This is a genomic window from Bombilactobacillus mellifer, from assembly GCF_000970795.1.
GTDB lineage: Bacteria > Bacillota > Bacilli > Lactobacillales > Lactobacillaceae > Bombilactobacillus > Bombilactobacillus mellifer.
The window spans coordinates 323411-340914 of the sequence record NZ_KQ034029.1 but is presented as its reverse complement, the minus strand read 5'-3'; the positions used below and the strand labels follow the sequence as shown (position 1 = coordinate 340914).

At 39.1% G+C, this 17504-nt stretch carries 16 protein-coding genes and 1 tRNA gene; 14 read left to right on the top strand and 3 right to left on the bottom strand.

Going from position 1 to position 17504, the window contains the following annotated elements:
* Position 1 precedes the first annotated feature (1 nt).
* From JG30_RS07795 to JG30_RS07785, 3 genes are all read right to left on the bottom strand, one after another.
* The gene (locus tag JG30_RS07795) at positions 2 to 319 is read right to left on the bottom strand and encodes an AzlD domain-containing protein (RefSeq protein WP_046317869.1); all 318 of its coding nucleotides are present in this window, start codon (positions 317 to 319) and stop codon (positions 2 to 4) included.
* A complete protein-coding gene (locus JG30_RS07790; protein WP_046317867.1) occupies positions 309 to 1013 on the bottom strand; it encodes an AzlC family ABC transporter permease in 705 nt (234 codons plus the stop codon). The genes JG30_RS07795 and JG30_RS07790 overlap by 11 nt, the downstream gene beginning before the upstream one ends.
* A 488-nt stretch (positions 1014 to 1501) precedes the next feature.
* A tRNA-Lys gene (locus JG30_RS07785) sits at positions 1502 to 1574 on the bottom strand.
* 124 nt (positions 1575 to 1698) lie between these two features.
* Here JG30_RS07785 and yycF point away from each other — a divergent pair.
* The 14 genes from yycF to apf all read left to right on the top strand — a co-directional run bounded on the left by yycF (position 1699) and on the right by apf (position 17350).
* On the top strand, positions 1699 to 2421 hold the full coding sequence (gene yycF, locus JG30_RS07780; RefSeq protein ID WP_046317865.1) for a response regulator YycF: 723 nt from the start codon (positions 1699 to 1701) through the stop codon (positions 2419 to 2421).
* A gap of 33 nt (positions 2422 to 2454) precedes the next feature.
* Positions 2455 to 4335, top strand: coding sequence for a cell wall metabolism sensor histidine kinase WalK (gene walK, locus JG30_RS07775; protein WP_046317863.1), 1881 nt, complete (start codon positions 2455 to 2457; stop codon positions 4333 to 4335).
* Positions 4319 to 5644 (top strand): YycH family regulatory protein, encoded by a 1326-nt coding sequence (locus JG30_RS07770; RefSeq protein ID WP_046317861.1) that lies wholly within the window; start codon positions 4319 to 4321, stop codon positions 5642 to 5644. Before walK ends, JG30_RS07770 begins: the two co-directional genes overlap by 17 nt.
* A 3-nt stretch (positions 5645 to 5647) precedes the next feature.
* Positions 5648 to 6466, top strand: a complete 819-nt coding sequence (locus JG30_RS07765; protein WP_046317859.1) for a two-component system regulatory protein YycI — start codon at positions 5648 to 5650, stop codon at positions 6464 to 6466.
* Positions 6459 to 7259, top strand: a complete 801-nt coding sequence (locus tag JG30_RS07760) for an MBL fold metallo-hydrolase (protein ID WP_046317858.1) — start codon at positions 6459 to 6461, stop codon at positions 7257 to 7259. The genes JG30_RS07765 and JG30_RS07760 overlap by 8 nt, the downstream gene beginning before the upstream one ends.
* A gap of 247 nt (positions 7260 to 7506) precedes the next feature.
* Complete coding sequence (locus tag JG30_RS07755) at positions 7507 to 8943, top strand: PTS transporter subunit EIIC (protein WP_046317855.1); 1437 nt, start codon at positions 7507 to 7509, stop codon at positions 8941 to 8943.
* Positions 8944 to 8974: 31 nt separating this feature from the next.
* Positions 8975 to 11002, top strand: coding sequence for a BglG family transcription antiterminator (locus tag JG30_RS07750; RefSeq protein ID WP_046317853.1), 2028 nt, complete (start codon positions 8975 to 8977; stop codon positions 11000 to 11002).
* Between the two features lie 9 nt (positions 11003 to 11011).
* On the top strand, positions 11012 to 11440 hold the full coding sequence (locus JG30_RS07745; protein ID WP_046317851.1) for a PTS mannitol transporter subunit IIA: 429 nt from the start codon (positions 11012 to 11014) through the stop codon (positions 11438 to 11440).
* 2 nt (positions 11441 to 11442) lie between these two features.
* Complete coding sequence (locus JG30_RS07740; protein ID WP_046317850.1) at positions 11443 to 12624, top strand: mannitol-1-phosphate 5-dehydrogenase; 1182 nt, start codon at positions 11443 to 11445, stop codon at positions 12622 to 12624.
* Between the two features lie 14 nt (positions 12625 to 12638).
* On the top strand, positions 12639 to 13265 hold the full coding sequence (gene hxlA / locus JG30_RS07735) for a 3-hexulose-6-phosphate synthase (RefSeq protein WP_046317848.1): 627 nt from the start codon (positions 12639 to 12641) through the stop codon (positions 13263 to 13265).
* Between the two features lie 9 nt (positions 13266 to 13274).
* The gene (hxlB, locus tag JG30_RS07730) at positions 13275 to 13832 is read left to right on the top strand and encodes a 6-phospho-3-hexuloisomerase (protein WP_046317846.1); all 558 of its coding nucleotides are present in this window, start codon (positions 13275 to 13277) and stop codon (positions 13830 to 13832) included.
* Between the two features lie 471 nt (positions 13833 to 14303).
* Positions 14304 to 15554: a S1C family serine protease gene (locus JG30_RS07725; RefSeq protein WP_345787893.1), complete on the top strand. Its 1251-nt coding sequence runs from the start codon at positions 14304 to 14306 to the stop codon at positions 15552 to 15554.
* Between the two features lie 394 nt (positions 15555 to 15948).
* The gene (gene rlmH / locus JG30_RS07720; protein ID WP_046317842.1) at positions 15949 to 16428 is read left to right on the top strand and encodes a 23S rRNA (pseudouridine(1915)-N(3))-methyltransferase RlmH; all 480 of its coding nucleotides are present in this window, start codon (positions 15949 to 15951) and stop codon (positions 16426 to 16428) included.
* A gap of 289 nt (positions 16429 to 16717) precedes the next feature.
* On the top strand, positions 16718 to 17350 hold the full coding sequence (gene apf, locus JG30_RS07715) for an aggregation-promoting factor (RefSeq protein WP_046317840.1): 633 nt from the start codon (positions 16718 to 16720) through the stop codon (positions 17348 to 17350).
* Positions 17351 to 17504: the final 154 nt, after the last annotated feature.

Genomic DNA, 17504 nt, shown 5'->3' with positions numbered 1-17504 from the left:
TTTAAAGCCATCGTAAAAAAGCCAAGGAAACCACTCCTACCATAACAAGAACTAGTAAATTTTTACTTAGCATGGCGGCTAATACTGTGGGCAAGGAGGCAATCAGGTAATTGGTATTTAAAGTAGGCAACTGCCCTACATGGGGCGTAAATAAATTACTAAACCACAAAGTGGTCATGATCACAATCGGAACAAAAGCTAAAAATTCCGCGATTTTAGCTGGTAAACGCCAATATTTTAAAAGAACAAACGGTAAGACACGAGACAGCCAAGTTGCCAAGCCGCAAACAATGATCGTGAACATCGTTTTAGAGAACATGTTTCAACCACACCCCCAAAGTACAGCCCCAGATGGTTACGCCAATAATAACTAAATTAGCGGGTAAAACAATTAAACTCAGATACGTTAAAACCATGGTTCCGCCAATCACACAAATTTGTAAAAAACGATTTAATTGTTGATCAGAAATAACTTGTAAATATAAAAGCCCTAAAAACATCGCTACAATGGCAAAGTCTAATCCAAACTTTTGCGGATTCTTAACGGCTGTGCCGATCCCAGCACCTACAGCAGTTGCTCCCACCCAGGTAAGATAAGATAAAATATTAGTCGTGTTCAACCATTGAAAAGATAACCGACCATGGGTGTAATTGATTTTATTCATGCCCAAAGCAAAACTTTCATCAGTCAAAAAACTACCCAGGCAAATATTTTTACTTAAAGAATCTTTTTGAAAATAACTAGCGATGGTCGTACTCATTAAAATAATACGCGAATTAACCAAAAAAGTGGCAATTACCACGGATAGGACAGGATTTCCCGCTGCAATCATATTTAAAGCGGTCAATTGGGCAGAGCCAGCATAAACTAGCGCGGAAGTTAATAAAACTTGCCAAAAGGTAAAACCTAAAGTCCGGCCAATAATACCGAAAGTGGCAGCAATCCCAATATAACCAAAAATCGTAGGCAGAGTTTCGCGACAAGCCGTGGCAAAATTTAAATTCGAATTCATGAAGATCATCCTTTCTGCCGTTGGATTGGTTCACACTATATCAGTTTTGTGGAAATTTGAGAATACTTTGAGGAAATTTTAATTTTTTTTAATGAATGGATAGAAAGCCAGTTCTTTGTAACTCGGGGTCCCAATTCTTGTTGTATTTAAGAGCAAATGGTGCGGCAGGATTATTAACTAATAATGTTTGACAGAAGGTTGTTATTTTTGTTCAGAATCCCAAAAGAGAGCTTATTTCCGACTAGGGAATGACGCATCCAACGATCTTGACCGCAGATACTGTAAGTTAGTTCATGGGCCACTCGTTCAATGATGTCCAAAAGCTTCCAATAGATGGCCGCGACCACTCCATAGAGGATAATTTTTGATTCGTCTAATTTGAATTTAGCTATTTAAAGTTGGTATGACTTATATATATTAGAAACGAAATCAATAAAAAAGCTGACATCTCAACTTTTTATAGTGAGATGTCAGCTTTGATTAAGTTATGGGTGGCCAGGGGATCGAACCCTGGACCCACGGATTAAGAGTCCGTTGCTCTGCCAGCTGAGCTAGCCACCCATTTAGCACAAAAAACATAATAGCATATTCCAGAGGAATTGACAATGACTTCCAGTAAAGAATTTTGTCATCATGTGGCAAAATTAGTATACTGGAGGGGAAAATAAAGGAGGGATATCTTTTTATGCCCAGTAAAATTTTAATCGTTGACGATGAAAAAACCATTTCGGATATTATCAAGTACAATTTGGAAAAGGAAGGCTATACAACGGTAGTTGCTTTTGATGGTGAAGAAGCCCTCAACAAAGTTAGTGAGGAAGATCCTAATTTAATTATTTTAGATCTGATGCTGCCCAAAATTGATGGTTTGGAAGTGGCTCGTCAAGTACGCAAAACCAAAGATACACCCATTATTATGTTAACCGCTAAAGATTCGGAATTGGATAAAGTGCTTGGCTTAGAAATGGGTGCGGACGATTATGTGACCAAACCGTTTTCTAATCGCGAATTAGTGGCCCGGGTCAAAGCCAATTTGCGGCGCCAAAAAGTTAATGCAGCCCCCGATGCTAGTCAACAAAAATCGCAAATTGTGGTAGGTGAATTAACGATTTCTCCCGATTCTTATACCGTCACTAAAAATAATCACGAAATCGAATTAACTCACCGCGAATTTGAATTATTATATTACTTAGCTCAACACCTCAATCAAGTCTTAACTCGTGATAATTTATTACAAACTGTGTGGGGTTATGATTATTTTGGGGATGTGCGGACGGTAGATGTCACGGTGCGACGCTTACGCGAAAAAATTGAGACCGACCCCAGTAATCCGGAATATTTAATTACCCGGCGGGGCGTGGGGTATTACTTTAGAGATGGTGATGAAGCGAACGCTACAGATTCGTAACGCAGCGTTGATAATAGTGCGAGGGCATAGCTTGTGAAAAAGAAATTTAGCTTTTTTAGCTCTATTCAATTTAAAATTTCAGTGATTTTTATTTTGCTGTTGTTAAGCACGATTGAAATTATCGGGGCTTATTTTGTGCATCGATTAGAGCAGCAAAATATTCAAAGTTTTGAAACTCAAGTCCAGCTGCCTTCTTACATCACTACGCCACTAGCTAATAATTTATCCAAAAACACAGCTAAGTCCCGGCGCCAGACACGAGCTGCAATCACCGAATACAGTAGTGGACAACAAATTTCCGAGATTGTGGTAGTGAATAATCAAGGACAAATTGTTGCTTCCAAAGCTAATAATACTCAAGATTTAGTCGGTAAACGTACCACCAATCCCCAGATTAAAAGTGTTCTGTATTCCGGGCGCAAAGTGACACAGATTTCACACAGTGATCGGGAAGGTAGCTACTATTTATCCATCACCCCTTTGATAAATTCGACTACAGGCAATAATGCAATAGTTGGCGCGATTTATACGCGGGCAGATATGGATTCAGTTTACAAAAATATTAACGATATAGTTTTTACCTTTTTTGTAGCTTCCCTAGTAGCGGGTTTATTAGGGGCCCTGATTTCTATTGTTGTGGCCCGGGCCATTACCCGACCCATTGCGGAAATGAAAAAGCAGGCTTTGCGGATGGCCGCCGGGGATTATTCCGGACAAGTGAAAGTGTATAGTGAAGATGAATTAGGACAATTAGCAATTGCAGTTAATAACTTATCCATCAAAGTCGAAGAAGAACAAGAAAATTCTGATGCAGAACGAACGCGTTTAGATAGCGTGTTGAGTCAAATGAGCGATGGGGTTTTATCCACGGATCGCCATGGCAATATTATTATTATTAATGAAACCGCTTGTGAATTTTTGAATACAGATCCGCAAACCGCCGTGAACCAACCCTTAGTAGAATTGTTAGGAATTAGCGCGACGACCAGTTTTGAAGATTTGTTAGATAATCAGGCGGAACGAATTATTGAACAATCGGCAGAATATGAAGATGACTTAATCTTACAAGCCGACTTTTCTTTAATCAAACGGAATACCGGTTTTACCACGGGTTTGGTCTGTGTGTTGCATGATGTAACTGAACAGCAAAAAATTGATCGCGATCGGCGGCAGTTTGTGTCTAATGTCTCCCATGAATTACGGACGCCTTTGACTAGTCTGCGCAGTTATGTAGAAGCCCTCAATGATGGGGCGATGGCCGATCCCCAGTTAGCTCCGCGTTTTTTAAATGTGATTCAAGATGAAACGGATCGGATGATTCGGATGATCACTTCTTTATTGAGTTTGTCACGGCTAGATCAGGGTACCACCAAGATTAATCTGGAATTAGTGAATTTCAATGAGTTTTTCAATTATATTTTGGATCGGTTTGATATGTTGTTGGCCAAGGATCGCGAAAAAGCAGAAAAAGCAGGCACCACCGTCAAACGTTATACGATTAAAAGAATATTTACACATAAAGATCTCTGGGTAGAGATTGATCCCGATAAATTAACGCAGGCCATTGATAATATTATGAATAACGCCATCAAATATTCTCCAGATGGGGGAATTATTACTTGCCGCTTAGTAGATACGCAAAATAATCTCATTTTAAGTATTGCGGATCAAGGCTTGGGCATTCCGCGTAAAGATATTAAAAAGGTGTTTGAACGTTTTTATCGAGTCGACAAGGCCCGCTCACGTCAGCAAGGCGGAACTGGTTTAGGTCTGTCAATTGCCAAAGAGGTTATTGAAGCACAAGGGGGGCATATATGGGTCAATAGCGCGGAAAATCGCGGCTCTACTTTCTATATTTCTCTGCCTTATGATCCTCAAGAAACAGGAGGTGAGTGGGATGAAGCGTTTGAGTAGCCACGTTTTACGGATCTTGTTATTTGTTGCGGTCGCCACGAGCGTAATTTTATCTTGGTTAATTTGGACGAATAATGCCAAGTATCAACCAGATACGCAATTCAGTAGTGTCCAGTCTGTCAGCCATCATCCGCAGTCACTTTCTAAAAATACCAATATGAATGAAGTCTTTGCCCCCACGAAATTAATCGTGACTCAGAATAACCAATCACAATTAATTTATAATTATAAATACAGTACAGTTGATGAAATTTTTCAGGTTTTGCAGCATACTCGTCTATTTGGGTTGCGGCAAATAGTGCAAAAAGATGAACATCAATATCAAAAATTTTTAAATTATAATGATTCATTGCAAATGATTTATCCGACAACGGTAAGTTGCAATGTTTTTGCCAAAGCAGTACACCAGCCGGCTTTACATCGCGCCCGCGACTTCAATTTGCGCCGGGTGATGCTGGTAATGGATTGGAAAACGCAACAGGCCCGTTTATATTTATTAAATGATCCAAACTATACGATTTATCAAGTACAAGTCCGTCATTTAAATGCACAACGTTTAAAAAAACTGCTGCAGGCGCAAAATTTTGTTGTTAATGTGAATCAAGCGCTCTTTAATAAAAAAATTCAATTATTCTATACACAACCGGTCCGTTTGAAGGTCATTAGTTATCTTATGACCCTCCAGGATGATAACAGTTATATCTCGAACTTGTTGGGTACTAAGCAAGTTTCAGATATTACTTCACACACCTCGGGTAATCAAGTTATTTATCGAAATGGGAACCGCTTATTAAGAGTGGATCACAATACCGGCTTGGTATCTTATACGAATTATGCCAAGATGAAAGTTCCCCCGACGACCAGTGCTACTTTTGTCAAGGCTTATCAAAATTTGGTGGAAACCGGCAACTCTTTGACGGGACTGCACCTTTATCGGTATTTACCTCGTTCGCAACAAGTGATTTTTCGCAATTTTGCAGAAGGCTTTCCTATTTTTCATTCTGGCAACACTGGCGCGACGGATGTTACGTTTACCAAAAATGGCACGACTATGAATTTTTCTAAAAAAATTTTACAAGTCCCAGTCCCTACTTCGCAAAAAGAAATCCAATTACCGACCACCGCAGAAGTTTTGACCAGCTTAAAAAAATTTGGTTACAATATTCATAATATTCAAGATTTAAGTGTGGGCTATACTTGGACGCAGGATTCTCAAAATAAAAGCATCATTGATTTAGTTCCGCGATATTATATTCGCATGAATGACCAGTGGAAGTCATTGGATGAATGGTTAAATCCAGAAAGGTAAAACATGGACTTTAAAAGAATTGAAGTAATTTTTTTATTTGTTTTTATTGCCTTAGACATCTTCTTGTTTTCATCGTATCGTCAAAGCCGCAATGCAGTGGTAAGCATCAGTTCGGCCGGAGGCTCCAGCTTAACTAAGGAAATGAGTCAAGATAACATTACCTTAGCAGGCAAACTCGACAATCATCCGAGTCATGGTTATTATTTAGCTAGTACCGAACATCATACTTTGCGTGATTATACCAAATTACGCAATCAAAGTATTAGTTATAATAGCGACAAAGATCAAATCAATAGTACTTTAGATGAACCGATATTGGTTTTTAGTAGTCAACCTTGGAAAACAATTAATAAGTATAAAAACAAAGATCAAAATGTGCTGTTTGGCAAAGAGTATCAATATTGTGCTAATTTATCAGATCGCAATAATTTAGTGTATGTTCAAACCCAAAAATGGGGACAATTTTATAGTTTAAATGGGCGGTTAACGTTTCAACTGGCCCAAGGGCGGCTGGTAGGTTATCAGCAAACCTATATTGGTAAACTCAATGTCCTTCGAGAAAAGCAGTCTACGATTAGTGAACGGCGGGCCGTGGATAGTTTATATACAAATAATGAAATACCCAATAATTCCCAAGTTAAATGGACAAGTTTAGCGTATAATAAATTGTTGAATTTTAAAGGTAGCACGATTTATATCCCCATTTGGTATGTGGGGTTTGTAACGAAGGGTAATAAAAATATGGAAATTCGAAAAATTAATGCTTTTAACGGCGGCTTAATGAAAAATGCCAGTTCACTGGGAGTGATAGTCGATGAATGATACGCTACAAGTCAGTGTCTTGGCTAGTAGCAGCAGTGGCAATTGTTTATATTGCCAAACGCCGCATCAAAAAATATTGATTGATGCAGGTTTGTCCGGTAAGAAAATCGCACAATTAATGGCTAGTATTGGTCAAGATCTCGCTCAAGTACAGGCTTTGTTAGTGACTCATGAACATAGTGATCATGTGCAAGGAGTCGGAGTGTTAGCCAGACGTTATCAATTAGATGTTTATGCTAATCAAAAAACCTGGTCGGCAATGGCTCATAAAATTGGACCGATTGATCCGGCTCAAAAACATATTTTTCCGCCTAATTCTGTCATCAGTTTAGGGGAAATGGATATTGAAAGTTTTAGTGTTTCTCATGATGCAGCTGATCCGCAATTTTATAATATTCATTATAACGGTAAATCATTCGTCGATTTAACTGATACCGGTTATGTCTCCGAGCGGGTGAAATATATTATTAAAAATGCCGATGGTATTTTGATAGAATGTAATCATGATTTAGCAATGTTACGCCATGGGCCTTACCCTTGGCCATTGAAGCAACGGATTTTAGGAGATGAAGGGCATTTGTCAAATGCTGACGGCGCCGAAGTCTTGGCAGATGTGATTGGGCGCCGTACCAAAAACATTTATTTAGGCCATTTGAGTCCCCATAATAATTACCCTACTTTGGCTCGGCAGACGGTAACACAAATGTTGCAAGCACAAGACTTTAATGTGGGACACGATTTTCAACTGTATGATACTAAGCCCCAACAAGCTACAAAACTGCAACTTATTTGAGCTAGGGCAGCTTGAGTGCATTATTATTTCTTAGTAAAGCAATCCTTTCAGGATTGCTTTTTATTGTGGACTGATTTGCATTGAAAATGGGAAATAAGTTACTAATTATTTAGTCTAACAAAAAAATGAGCTAGTTTTGGCAATTTGGTTTTGCCAAAGCTGGCTCTAGCAAGGGTAGCATTTCCAGGAACAGCTCACTATTATAAGAAATGTAAGCGCTTATAAAAAACTATTGGGGGAAAGGACGATGCAAAATAATAGTAATGCAAAATTATCTCTGAATTCACTCCGAGTAAAAATTCAAGAAATGGGCGGTTTCTTGAGTGCAATGGTCATGCCCAATATCGGTGTCTTTATTGCTTGGGGACTATTAGCAGCCTTTTTTATTCCTACGGGTTGGCTCCCCAATGCCCGATTAAATGGCCTTGTAGCACCTTTATTAAAATATTTAATGCCCGTTTTAATTGGCTATGTGGGCGGTTTTAATGTTTATGGCAAACGTGGTGGTGCGATTGGTGCTTTAGCCACAATGGGGGTGGTCATTGGTTCACATATTACTATGTTAATTGGTGGCATGGTAATGGGCCCTTTAGCTGCCTGGTTGATTAAAAAATTTGACAAATTAATTGCCGGTTATATTAAACCGGGTTTAGAAATGTTAGTAGATAATTTTTCTTTAGGAATTATCGGTTTTCTTATTTTGATTTTAGGTTTTCTCTTTGTGGAACCACTGTTTTCCGGTATTTTGGCGCTTTTATCAGCAGGAGTGCAATGGTTAATGGGGCGCAATTTAATTCCTTTAACTAGTATTTTAGTACAACCGGCGCAAGTACTTTTTCTCAATAATGCGATTAATCATGGCATTATGGTACCCATTGGTTTGCAACAAGTAGCCGCAACGGGTAAATCTATTTTATTCATGGTAGAAGCTAATGGTGGAACATGGACGGGACTATTGCTTGCGTTTTCTTTGTTTGGTCAGGGTGTGGCCAAACGTACTGCTCCAGCTTCAGCATTAATTATGTTTTTTGGCGGAATTGGGGAAATTGCTTTTCCCTATGCGCTTATAAAACCTATTACAATTTTGGGCCCGATGTTTGGCAATATAGCCGCTCTATGGCTGGCCCAAATTTTCCATGGCGGCACAGTGGGAGCCGTTTCACCAGGTAGTTTTTTGGCCTTAGTGATGATGTCCCCGAAAAATGCCATGCTGGTGAATATTATTTGTTACTTTGTGGCCCTAGTTGTTTCTTTTTTAGTAGTCAGTTTCTTCTTAAAACTTAGTCAAGTCACGCTATCTTCCAAAACAGATATGCCTGACTCCAATTCCGCAAGCTCTCCAACCAGTTTTTCGTCTAGTTCCACGCTGGCTAAGGTGGCTGCAAGTCACCCGATCCAAAACATCATTATTGCGTGTGATGCGGGGATGGGTTCTAGTGCCATGGGAGCGTCAATGTTATCGGCTAAAGTTCAAAAAGCACATCTACCAAACGTGCACGTTCAAAATGTGGCGTTGGATAATATTCCCAATGATGCTGATTTAATTATCACTAGTGATACGTTATTCGAACGTGTAAAAGATCTCTATAAACAGCAGTCACAGGTCCCTGTGGTTCCAATTAAAAATTATTTAGATAACGAAGAATATGAGCAAATTATTCAAATGATTCAAGACAGCCAGTAGATAGATTTGAGCAGAATGCAGGTGTGACAGGATGTATTTATCAAGCAGACTGAAAAAAATTCTTCTGCTACTGCTTAACGCTCGGCAGGCATTAACTATTCACCAGATAGCCTGTCAGCTTCAGTTAAGTGAGCGTACGGTTTATCGTGAACTAGCGACTGTACGGCAAGTTATTGAAAAACAAAATTTAGAGTTAATTACGATTCCGCAACGAGGTTTAATTGTTCAAGGCAAACAGTCGGTAATTGCTCAACTTATCCGAAATATTTCCCAAAATAAAGTGGTCCAAGATTATCTAGTTACGGAGCGGATTGATCTGACAATGCTCTATTTGTTAGTGAGTTCCGATTACATCAAGCAAAAAACAATTGCCTTAGCCTTAAATGTTTCTGTGTCTACGGTCAAAAAAGATTTACCTCAAGTACGCATACAACTCCAGCACTGGAATTTACAACTTATAAGTAAAAAAAGTGAAGGTTTATTTGTGAAGGGCTTTATTTATCAGCGCCAGATTGCCATGATGAATTTGCTCGTGAAAGATAGTCAAACCACCGAATTATTACATTGGTTGCAAGGGCAAGGACCTGCTGATAATTCTTTTCTGAATTTAATGAGTCAAACTTTCGGGAAACTTTTTACCCATGTCTATACGGTGGTAATGCCGATTCTGCAACAAGAACAAGTTCAAGTAAGCGACAGTGAATTAATTGAATTTGCAATTTTAGTGGGTTTATGGTTCAACAGTTGGCAACAACAGCAAGCTATTATTTTTCAAGAATCAATAGCACCACTGACAAAAAAGACACAGCAGATTGATACTTTGCTCCAACAAAACTTAGTGCACGGTCATCTGGATCATAACTATCAGGATTATTTACGGTGGTTAATTCAAATTTATATTGGCGAAAAAGATCTCGTTACTTCTTGGGATGGACAAGCAATGCTGATTAAGTCAGACTTACTGGTTCAAAAAGTGGAAGAGCGCTTGGGCATTTCTTTAAGTAACGATAATGATTTATTAAGAGGACTGCAGCGTCATTTAAATAAGGCCGTTAATCGCATTGAATCAGGCATCACCATTCGTAATCCTTTAACTAAGGAGATTCAAGCCAACTATTCCACTATTTATACGATCGTGGCCGCGGCGACACGACAATTATTTGGAGCGCAGTATTTTCCTGACGATGAAATTGGTTATTTGGTTATGTATTTTGCGATTGCCCTGGATAAATTGGTTCAACGTTCTTTCAACGTTTTGATTGTCTGTTCGAGTGGCATGGGTTCTGCTAAAATGCTCGCTAGTCGTGTCGAACGAGAAATTCCGGAAATAACGGTTAAAAAAGTCACTTCTATTATTGAGATGGAGCATTTGGATTTAACACAGTTTGATCTCATTTTATCGACAGTTCCTCTGGAAATTAAAGGACATGATTTGCTACGAGTTTCACCATTATTAAGTACCGTGGAAAAAGAGCTAATTGAAAGAAAAGTAGAAGCGCATAAATATCGCAGCTTGAGTCACACGCAACACCCGATGCAAAAAAACCCGGATCGCCGCGATGCTTTAACCATTTTAACCGAGATGACTACAATCTTAAAAAGCGTAACGAAATTACTACGGGAGTTAGAAGTCAGTAAGATCACTATTACTCAAGGAGAGCGTTTACAAACTCAAATCATTAGTTACTTACAGCGCCATGCCGGATTGAATAGCCAAGAAGTCCAACAATTAAGCTACAATTGGTCCAAAAATTTTTATCGTTTACCAGAACAAAATATCGCTATTTTAAATTGTCCATTACAAACCAAGCGTAATAGTAAAATTTTTATTTTGAAGATTCAAAATCAGTCTGATTGTTGTGCTTTAAATAAGCTGCAAATTTTGACTTTTTGCCATGGACCGATGATGGTAGCCAGTATGACTTCGGTTTTGAGCAAAGTTATCATTCATCTTTCCACTAGTAACAAGACGCAAGCAGCGATCGAAAATGCTAATAAGGAACAAATTAGAGCCTATTTGTCGGAGACCTTTAAACGCAGTTTTGAGGAAATATTTTGAGGTGATAAGATGCAGATTTTCCCAAAAGATAATATTTGTTTAGCCCAAGTGTGCCAGTCTAAAAATGAAGCTATTACTTTAGCAGGTCAGATCTTAGTACGCAATCATTATGTTGTGAATGCTTATGTGGAAGATATGTTATTACGTGAAGCAGATGTCTCAACTTATATCGGCAATAATGTTGCAATTCCGCATGGGCTTGTGACTTCTGAAGATAAAATTTTAGCATCGGGAATTTCTCTAGTGCAAGTACCCGCAGGAGTGGAATTTGATGGTGAACGAGTTTATTTAGTTTTCGGGATTGCCGGTAAAAATAATGAACATTTAGCCATTTTAGGAAAAATTGCCCAGGTTTGTTCGGATCTAAGAAATATTGAACTTTTAAGTCATACGCAATCCAAGGATGAGATTCTCACTTTGTTTCAGGAGGTAATTTAACCATGAAAGCAGTTCATTTTGGTGCTGGGAGTATTGGACGTGGTTTTATTGGACAACTTTTACATGATTCCGGTTATGACATCGTCATGGTCGATGTAAATACGGCACTAGTTAATCAGATTAATGCGCACCAGGGCTATGATCTTTATTTAATTAATCATGCTTATCAAAAAGTGACCATTGATCACGTCACAGCCTTGTCTGCCACGCAAGATTCTCAGGCCCTAATTGAAGCTATCGTATCTGCTGATCTTATTACTACTAGTGTTTGGGCCGATAATTTAGCACAAATTGCCCCTGTAATTTTAAAAGGATTGGTTCAGCGGCAACATTTGCAAAAGTCCCGCTTAAATATCTTGGCTTGTGAAAATGCATTTATGAATGGTCAAATTTTACATGACGAAATTTTAAAAGCAGATACTCAGCAGGAATTAATTGATTTAGATGCGGTCGCTGCTTTTGCGAATACGGTTGTCGATCGGATGGTTTTAGACTATGTCACGGCCGGCCAGCATAGTGTGGCCATTGGGGATAGCTTTGAATTAGCCATTGAATCTTCCCAATTGGTAGATCCCAAAACTCCTCCCATTGTAGGGGCAGAATATACCCAAAATCTGCAAAAATATTTAGAACGTAAATTATATATTATTAATTGCGGTCATGCTTGGGCGGGTTATATAGGTTACGTATTAGGTTATAACATTATTCAAGATGTTTTTGCCCGCGCAGATCTAGTTCAACAAGTGCGTCAAACGATGGAAGAATCTGCTAGATTGCTCGTACGCAAATATGATTTTACGGCGGCGGATTTGGACCATTATATTGACTTTGCCATTGACCGCTATCAAACACCAGGCATTAAAGATCCGATTGCCCGGGTTTGTCGTTCGCCTATTCGCAAATTGGGACCACAAGATCGTTTGGTGGCGCCAGCAGTGCAGTTAGAACAATATGGCTTACCCAATGAACTTTTGTTAAAAGGTATTGCCGCGGCGCTGTTATTCTTTAATCCGCAAGATGAACAATGTGTCATTTTACAAAAATATTTAACAGACCATGGGTTACCACAAACTATTGAACATTTTACAGCGATTTCTGCTGCTAGTCCGGCCTTCAAAAAAATTATGAAATCTTATGATCAACAACGGCAGTTATTGGCTCAGCATCGAGATGGAGAAATCTGAAAAGGGGTAAAATCATGAAATTGCAAGTGGCTTTAGATGAAGTTACTTTGAGTGAAGGGATTAATTTAATTCATCAAATCGAAAATGATGTCGATATCATTGAAGTGGGCACACCGCTTGTCATCCGAGAGGGAATGTCTGCTGTACGACAATTCAAACAGCGCTTTCCCACTAAAGAAATTTTAGCGGATGAAAAAATTGTCGATGGTGGAGCATTCGAAGCCAATTTAGGATTTGAGGCGGGAGCAGATTACGTGACGGTGGTCAGCATTACAGATAATTTAACTATTCAAAGTTGTATTCAAGCAGCCAACGCCCGGGGTAAAAAAACCGTTGTAGATTTGATTGGCTGTCCTGATTTAGCCACACGGGTCAGCGAATTGGAAAAGATGGGAGCACATATGCTCTCCGTCCATACTGGTGCAGACCAACAAGCAGTGGGCCGTCGGCCCTTAGCCGACTTAAAAGTCGTCCAACAATTTGCGTCGAATATTGCGATTTCAGTAGCTGGAGGCATTAACAGTCAAACTATCGCCTCATATGTGGCTTTACAACCGGAAGTAGTGATCGTGGGTTCGGGTATTTGTAAAGCGGCGAATCCAACACAGGCAGCCCATGCGATTAAACAGGCTTTAAACTAGGAGCAGATTATGCATTATGAAAATTTAACAACTATTTTACAAGAATTATTAACTGCTGCCACTGCTGTAAAAGCGCAGGAAGTTCAAGTTTTAGAGCAAGAAATTCTTCAGGCAGATCGCATTTTCATTGCTGGTGCTGGGCGGTCGGGCTTTGTTGCCCGCGCTTTTGCCAATCGGCTGGTTCATTTAGGATTTACTGATTATTTTGTGGGAGAATCCACTACCCCAGCGATTGGTTCCACAGATTTGTTAATCATTAATTCCGGTTCTGGGCTTACTCAGGGGATGATTAATGCTGCTCAAATAGCTAAACAGGCTCAAGCGCGGGTCGCCTTAATTACCATTCATCCACAAAGTGTATTAGGAGAATTAGCTGATGTCGTGGTGAAGCTACCAGGAGCGTCTTCGCGGGCGCACGATGTCCCACAAAAGATATCTATTCAACCTAACGGTTCAGCTTTTGAACAATTAACTTTCTTACTTTATGACAGCTTGGTAGTCGATTTAAAAAAAATTAAACATTTGTCGCAAAAACAATTGGATCAACGCCATGCTAATCTGGAATAATTAGGAAACAGAAAATCAGAGAAAATAGATTTTTATAATGGATTGAAGTGAAAGGAATTAAATTATGTTGGGTAATTTAATTCCTTTTTTTGGTGTCGTGAAAGTCTTTGAGAAAAAGCAAGAAATAACGTACCTATTTTTTAACACTAGAGGGCTGGTTTTTTAAAGTAATTCATGCCGCGGGGGACAGAACGTTTTATAATAGTAGCGGTATAGTCAATATTTTATGACGCCAGTGGCGGGCTTGTGGCTGACTTGAGTAGATTATTGCTCTGTTGTTGGAATATTGTATGAGTAGCTGTGACTATTCAACATTTTATGATATATGAGAAACTATGATAATTTTTTATAGTAAATTAACGATTTCTCGCACCTACAGGTTTTATGGCACAGAATAAGAAGTAGATATTTCATGTTTTTTTCATAAAGATTGACTACAATATACTTATTAAACTAAGGAGGCTCGCTCTTTTGAATAATCAAAATCACATGGACTTATGGAAAATAGTCGTGGTGGCGCTCGTCTCAGCACTATTAGGGACCGGCATCGGCTATTTTGCGTTTAGTCACTGGGGGAACAGCAACCCTAGCCCGGCCGGCCAAGTTACTAATGGTTCAGGGAAGGCTGGGACTACTCAAATCAGTAATGTTACTGTCAAATCACATAATCAAATGACGACAGCTTTTAAAAAAGTCAAAGGTTCAGTCGTTTCAGTAGTAAATTATCAGCGGGAACAAAAAAGTGACGATAGTTTAAGTGCATTATTTGGCAGTCTATATGGCAATGGCAATAGCGACAATAATTCGGGGAGTTCAAATAAAAGTAAATTGCAAGAATCTAGTGAAGGTTCGGGTTTAATTTACAGTAAGCAAGATGGCCATGCTTATGTAGTAACTAATAATCATGTTGTAGCTGGTTCAGAAAAATTAGAAGTTATTTTAAGTGACGGCAATAAGGTCTCAGCTAAAAAAGTCGGAACTGATGCTATTACGGATTTAGCAGTTTTATCGATTGCCGCAGATAAAGTCAAATCAGTCGCCCACTTTGGCAATTCAGACGCCGTCAATCCAGGTGAAACAGTTATTGCCATTGGTTCACCTTTAGGCAGCAAATACGCGACTTCCGTGACCGAAGGAATTATCTCGGCTAAAAACCGCACAGTTGATACGACTGATGAAAGTTCCGGTCAAGTTACAGGTCAGGCGACGGTCTTACAAACAGATACCGCAATTAATCCTGGTAATTCAGGCGGACCACTAGTTAATGTCGCGGGACAAGTTATTGGGATTAATTCTATGAAATTAGCTTCCAGTACGGACGGGACTTCTGTAGAGGGGATGGGTTTTGCCATTCCAAGTAATGAAGTGGTCAAGATTATTAATCAATTAGTACAAAATGGCAAAATTGAACGACCACAATTAGGCATTAAAGTAGTTGATTTGGATCAAGTGCCAAGTTCGCAGCAACGTTCGATTCTCAAATTGCCTGAAAATGTTACAGAAGGCGTCTTGGTCGGTTCGACTTCTGCCGATTCCGTGGCTCGGAAAGCCGGTTTGCGCAAATACGATGTAATTGTCAGCATCAATGATAAGAAAATTAAAAATATTGCTGATTTGCATACGAAACTGTATAGCTATGCCGTAGGTGATACAATTAAAGTTCAATTCTATCGGGATGGTAAATTACAAAGTGTCGATGTTAAACTAACCAAAACAACTTAATGCGTATTAGGACCACTGAATTAGAAAGGACCTCACTGAAGTTGGCTCAGCAGTGAGGTCTTTTTCTGATCACCCAGTCAGTTGTGCGCCCCAGAAGCGCAATAGTTTAGTTAATAGAAGTTTTTTTGTTAAGAAAGTAGTTCAAAATAGTTCGGTAAATCGGAGGGGATAATATGTTTTGGTGTCGGTAAGTTATCCACTAAACTGTGGATAAACCTGTGAATAGAGTGTAAAACTAGCGAGGAAGATTTCGGATAAGTTATCCCCTGTTTTGTGCAAAACTTGTGGATAAATAGGAAAACTGGTTTAACACTTACTCTTTGATCCGCTAAGAATCAACGTTAGAGCTGATAACCGAACTAAAATCAATTGTGGAAAACTTTTAGGAGTAATGATGAAAATTCAAATAATTAGTGTAGGCAAAATTAAAAAAAAATATTTAATTCAAGGGATTGAAGATTACACACAACGCTTAAAGCCCTTTTGTACATTGCAGCTTATAGAAGTTCCTGATGAAAAAGCCCCCGAAAAATTAAGTGCCGCTCAAAAAGAACAAGTTAAAAGCCGCGAGGGAGAACGGATCTTAGCTAAAATTCACGCCGAGGATTATGTATTTGCCTTAGCCATTGACGGACAGCAATATTCATCTGAAGCGTTAGCGGCGCAGGTAGCCAATTTAGTTACTTACGGCCATAGCCGCTTGGTATTTGTGATCGGAGGTTCTTTAGGATTAAGCGCAAGTGTTTTGCAGCGGGCTAACCAGGCTATTTCTTTCGGTCGTTTGACGTTGCCACACCAGTTGATGCGGTTAGTGTTATGTGAACAAATTTATCGGTTATTTATGATTAATGCTGGTAATCCTTATCATAAATAATTAGAGATATTTTCGGTAAAATATTACCATTTGCATTACCAGAAATGAGTTCATACGAGACTAGCAGGACAGAAGAAGAGGCAGTAAAACTAAAGAAAATAGTCAGATAATGCGCAGTAATAGAATTAGTAGCTTAATTTGTAATCTAAATGTAATATTTTATAAAATTTATAACTTGATTGAAACACATTCGTAACATAGTTTTGTTAAACTAGGCGTAGTAAAGTAGTTTTAATATTGTGGCACAATTTATAATTTTTGATAATGTTAAAGGGGAGTATTAATATTTATGAAAGTCAAACAGGCAGCTGTGGCAACTGTTTTGGGAATGGTTTCCTTTTTTGGTGTTTCTGAAGTTGCGCATGCAGATAGTATTTATACGGTAAAACCTGGTGATACTTTATCGGGCATTTTAATGCAGACTAAAAAAAGTCTCAATTCGATGAACCAGGTAGCTGCTGATAATAATATTGCGGATGTGAATTTAATTTATCCAGGGCAAAAGTTAGTCTTTAAGGATGATGGGCATGTTGCATTAGCTTCTCAGAGTCAAGTACAAAATAATCCCGAAGCCAATACCGTGCAACAAGCTGTAGCGGATTCCCAAGAGCAAACTGCAGCTCAAAATAATCAATCAGTACAAGCGGTCCAAGCTACGAGATCGCCATATTATACGACAGCACCAGCTACGCCAAGTAATAGTGATGCGGCAGCGCGGGATTGGATTGCTGCGCGCGAATCTGGGGGTTCATATAGTGCCACAAATGGCAATTATATTGGTAAATATCAATTGTCCGCTTCATACTTAAATGGGGATTATTCACCTGCTAATCAAGAACGGGTAGCCAATAATTACGTGGTGTCGCGTTACGGTTCCTGGACAGCAGCTCAACAATTCTGGCAGTCACATGGCTGGTATTAATTAAGACTCATCAGTACCAAGAACCTGAACAAGAGATAACTTGTTCAGGCTATTTTTATATCTGGAATAATTTATGGCTCAGGTCACCGCTGGACACTGTGTGTTATGTGCACCATCAAATGACCAGTTGAACGTTACCGGGGTTTGTTGGATA

Excerpts from the sequence above, each read along its gene's own strand:
- JG30_RS07795 (WP_046317869.1), bottom strand. The coding sequence starts at position 319 with ATGTTCTCTAAAACGATGTTCACGATCATTGTTTGCGGCTTGGCAACT.
- JG30_RS07770 (WP_046317861.1), top strand. The coding sequence starts at position 4,319 with ATGAAGCGTTTGAGTAGCCACGTTTTACGGATCTTGTTATTTGTTGCG.
- JG30_RS07765 (WP_046317859.1), top strand. The coding sequence starts at position 5,648 with ATGGACTTTAAAAGAATTGAAGTAATTTTTTTATTTGTTTTTATTGCC.
- rlmH (WP_046317842.1), top strand. The coding sequence starts at position 15,949 with ATGAAAATTCAAATAATTAGTGTAGGCAAAATTAAAAAAAAATATTTA.
- JG30_RS07750 (WP_046317853.1), top strand. The coding sequence starts at position 8,975 with ATGTATTTATCAAGCAGACTGAAAAAAATTCTTCTGCTACTGCTTAAC.
- hxlB (WP_046317846.1), top strand. The coding sequence starts at position 13,275 with ATGCATTATGAAAATTTAACAACTATTTTACAAGAATTATTAACTGCT.
- JG30_RS07760 (WP_046317858.1), top strand. The coding sequence starts at position 6,459 with ATGAATGATACGCTACAAGTCAGTGTCTTGGCTAGTAGCAGCAGTGGC.
- JG30_RS07755 (WP_046317855.1), top strand. The coding sequence starts at position 7,507 with ATGCAAAATAATAGTAATGCAAAATTATCTCTGAATTCACTCCGAGTA.
- hxlA (WP_046317848.1), top strand. The coding sequence starts at position 12,639 with ATGAAATTGCAAGTGGCTTTAGATGAAGTTACTTTGAGTGAAGGGATT.
- apf (WP_046317840.1), top strand. The coding sequence starts at position 16,718 with ATGAAAGTCAAACAGGCAGCTGTGGCAACTGTTTTGGGAATGGTTTCC.
- JG30_RS07790 (WP_046317867.1), bottom strand. The coding sequence starts at position 1,013 with ATGAATTCGAATTTAAATTTTGCCACGGCTTGTCGCGAAACTCTGCCT.
- JG30_RS07740 (WP_046317850.1), top strand. The coding sequence starts at position 11,443 with ATGAAAGCAGTTCATTTTGGTGCTGGGAGTATTGGACGTGGTTTTATT.
- JG30_RS07745 (WP_046317851.1), top strand. The coding sequence starts at position 11,012 with ATGCAGATTTTCCCAAAAGATAATATTTGTTTAGCCCAAGTGTGCCAG.
- yycF (WP_046317865.1), top strand. The coding sequence starts at position 1,699 with ATGCCCAGTAAAATTTTAATCGTTGACGATGAAAAAACCATTTCGGAT.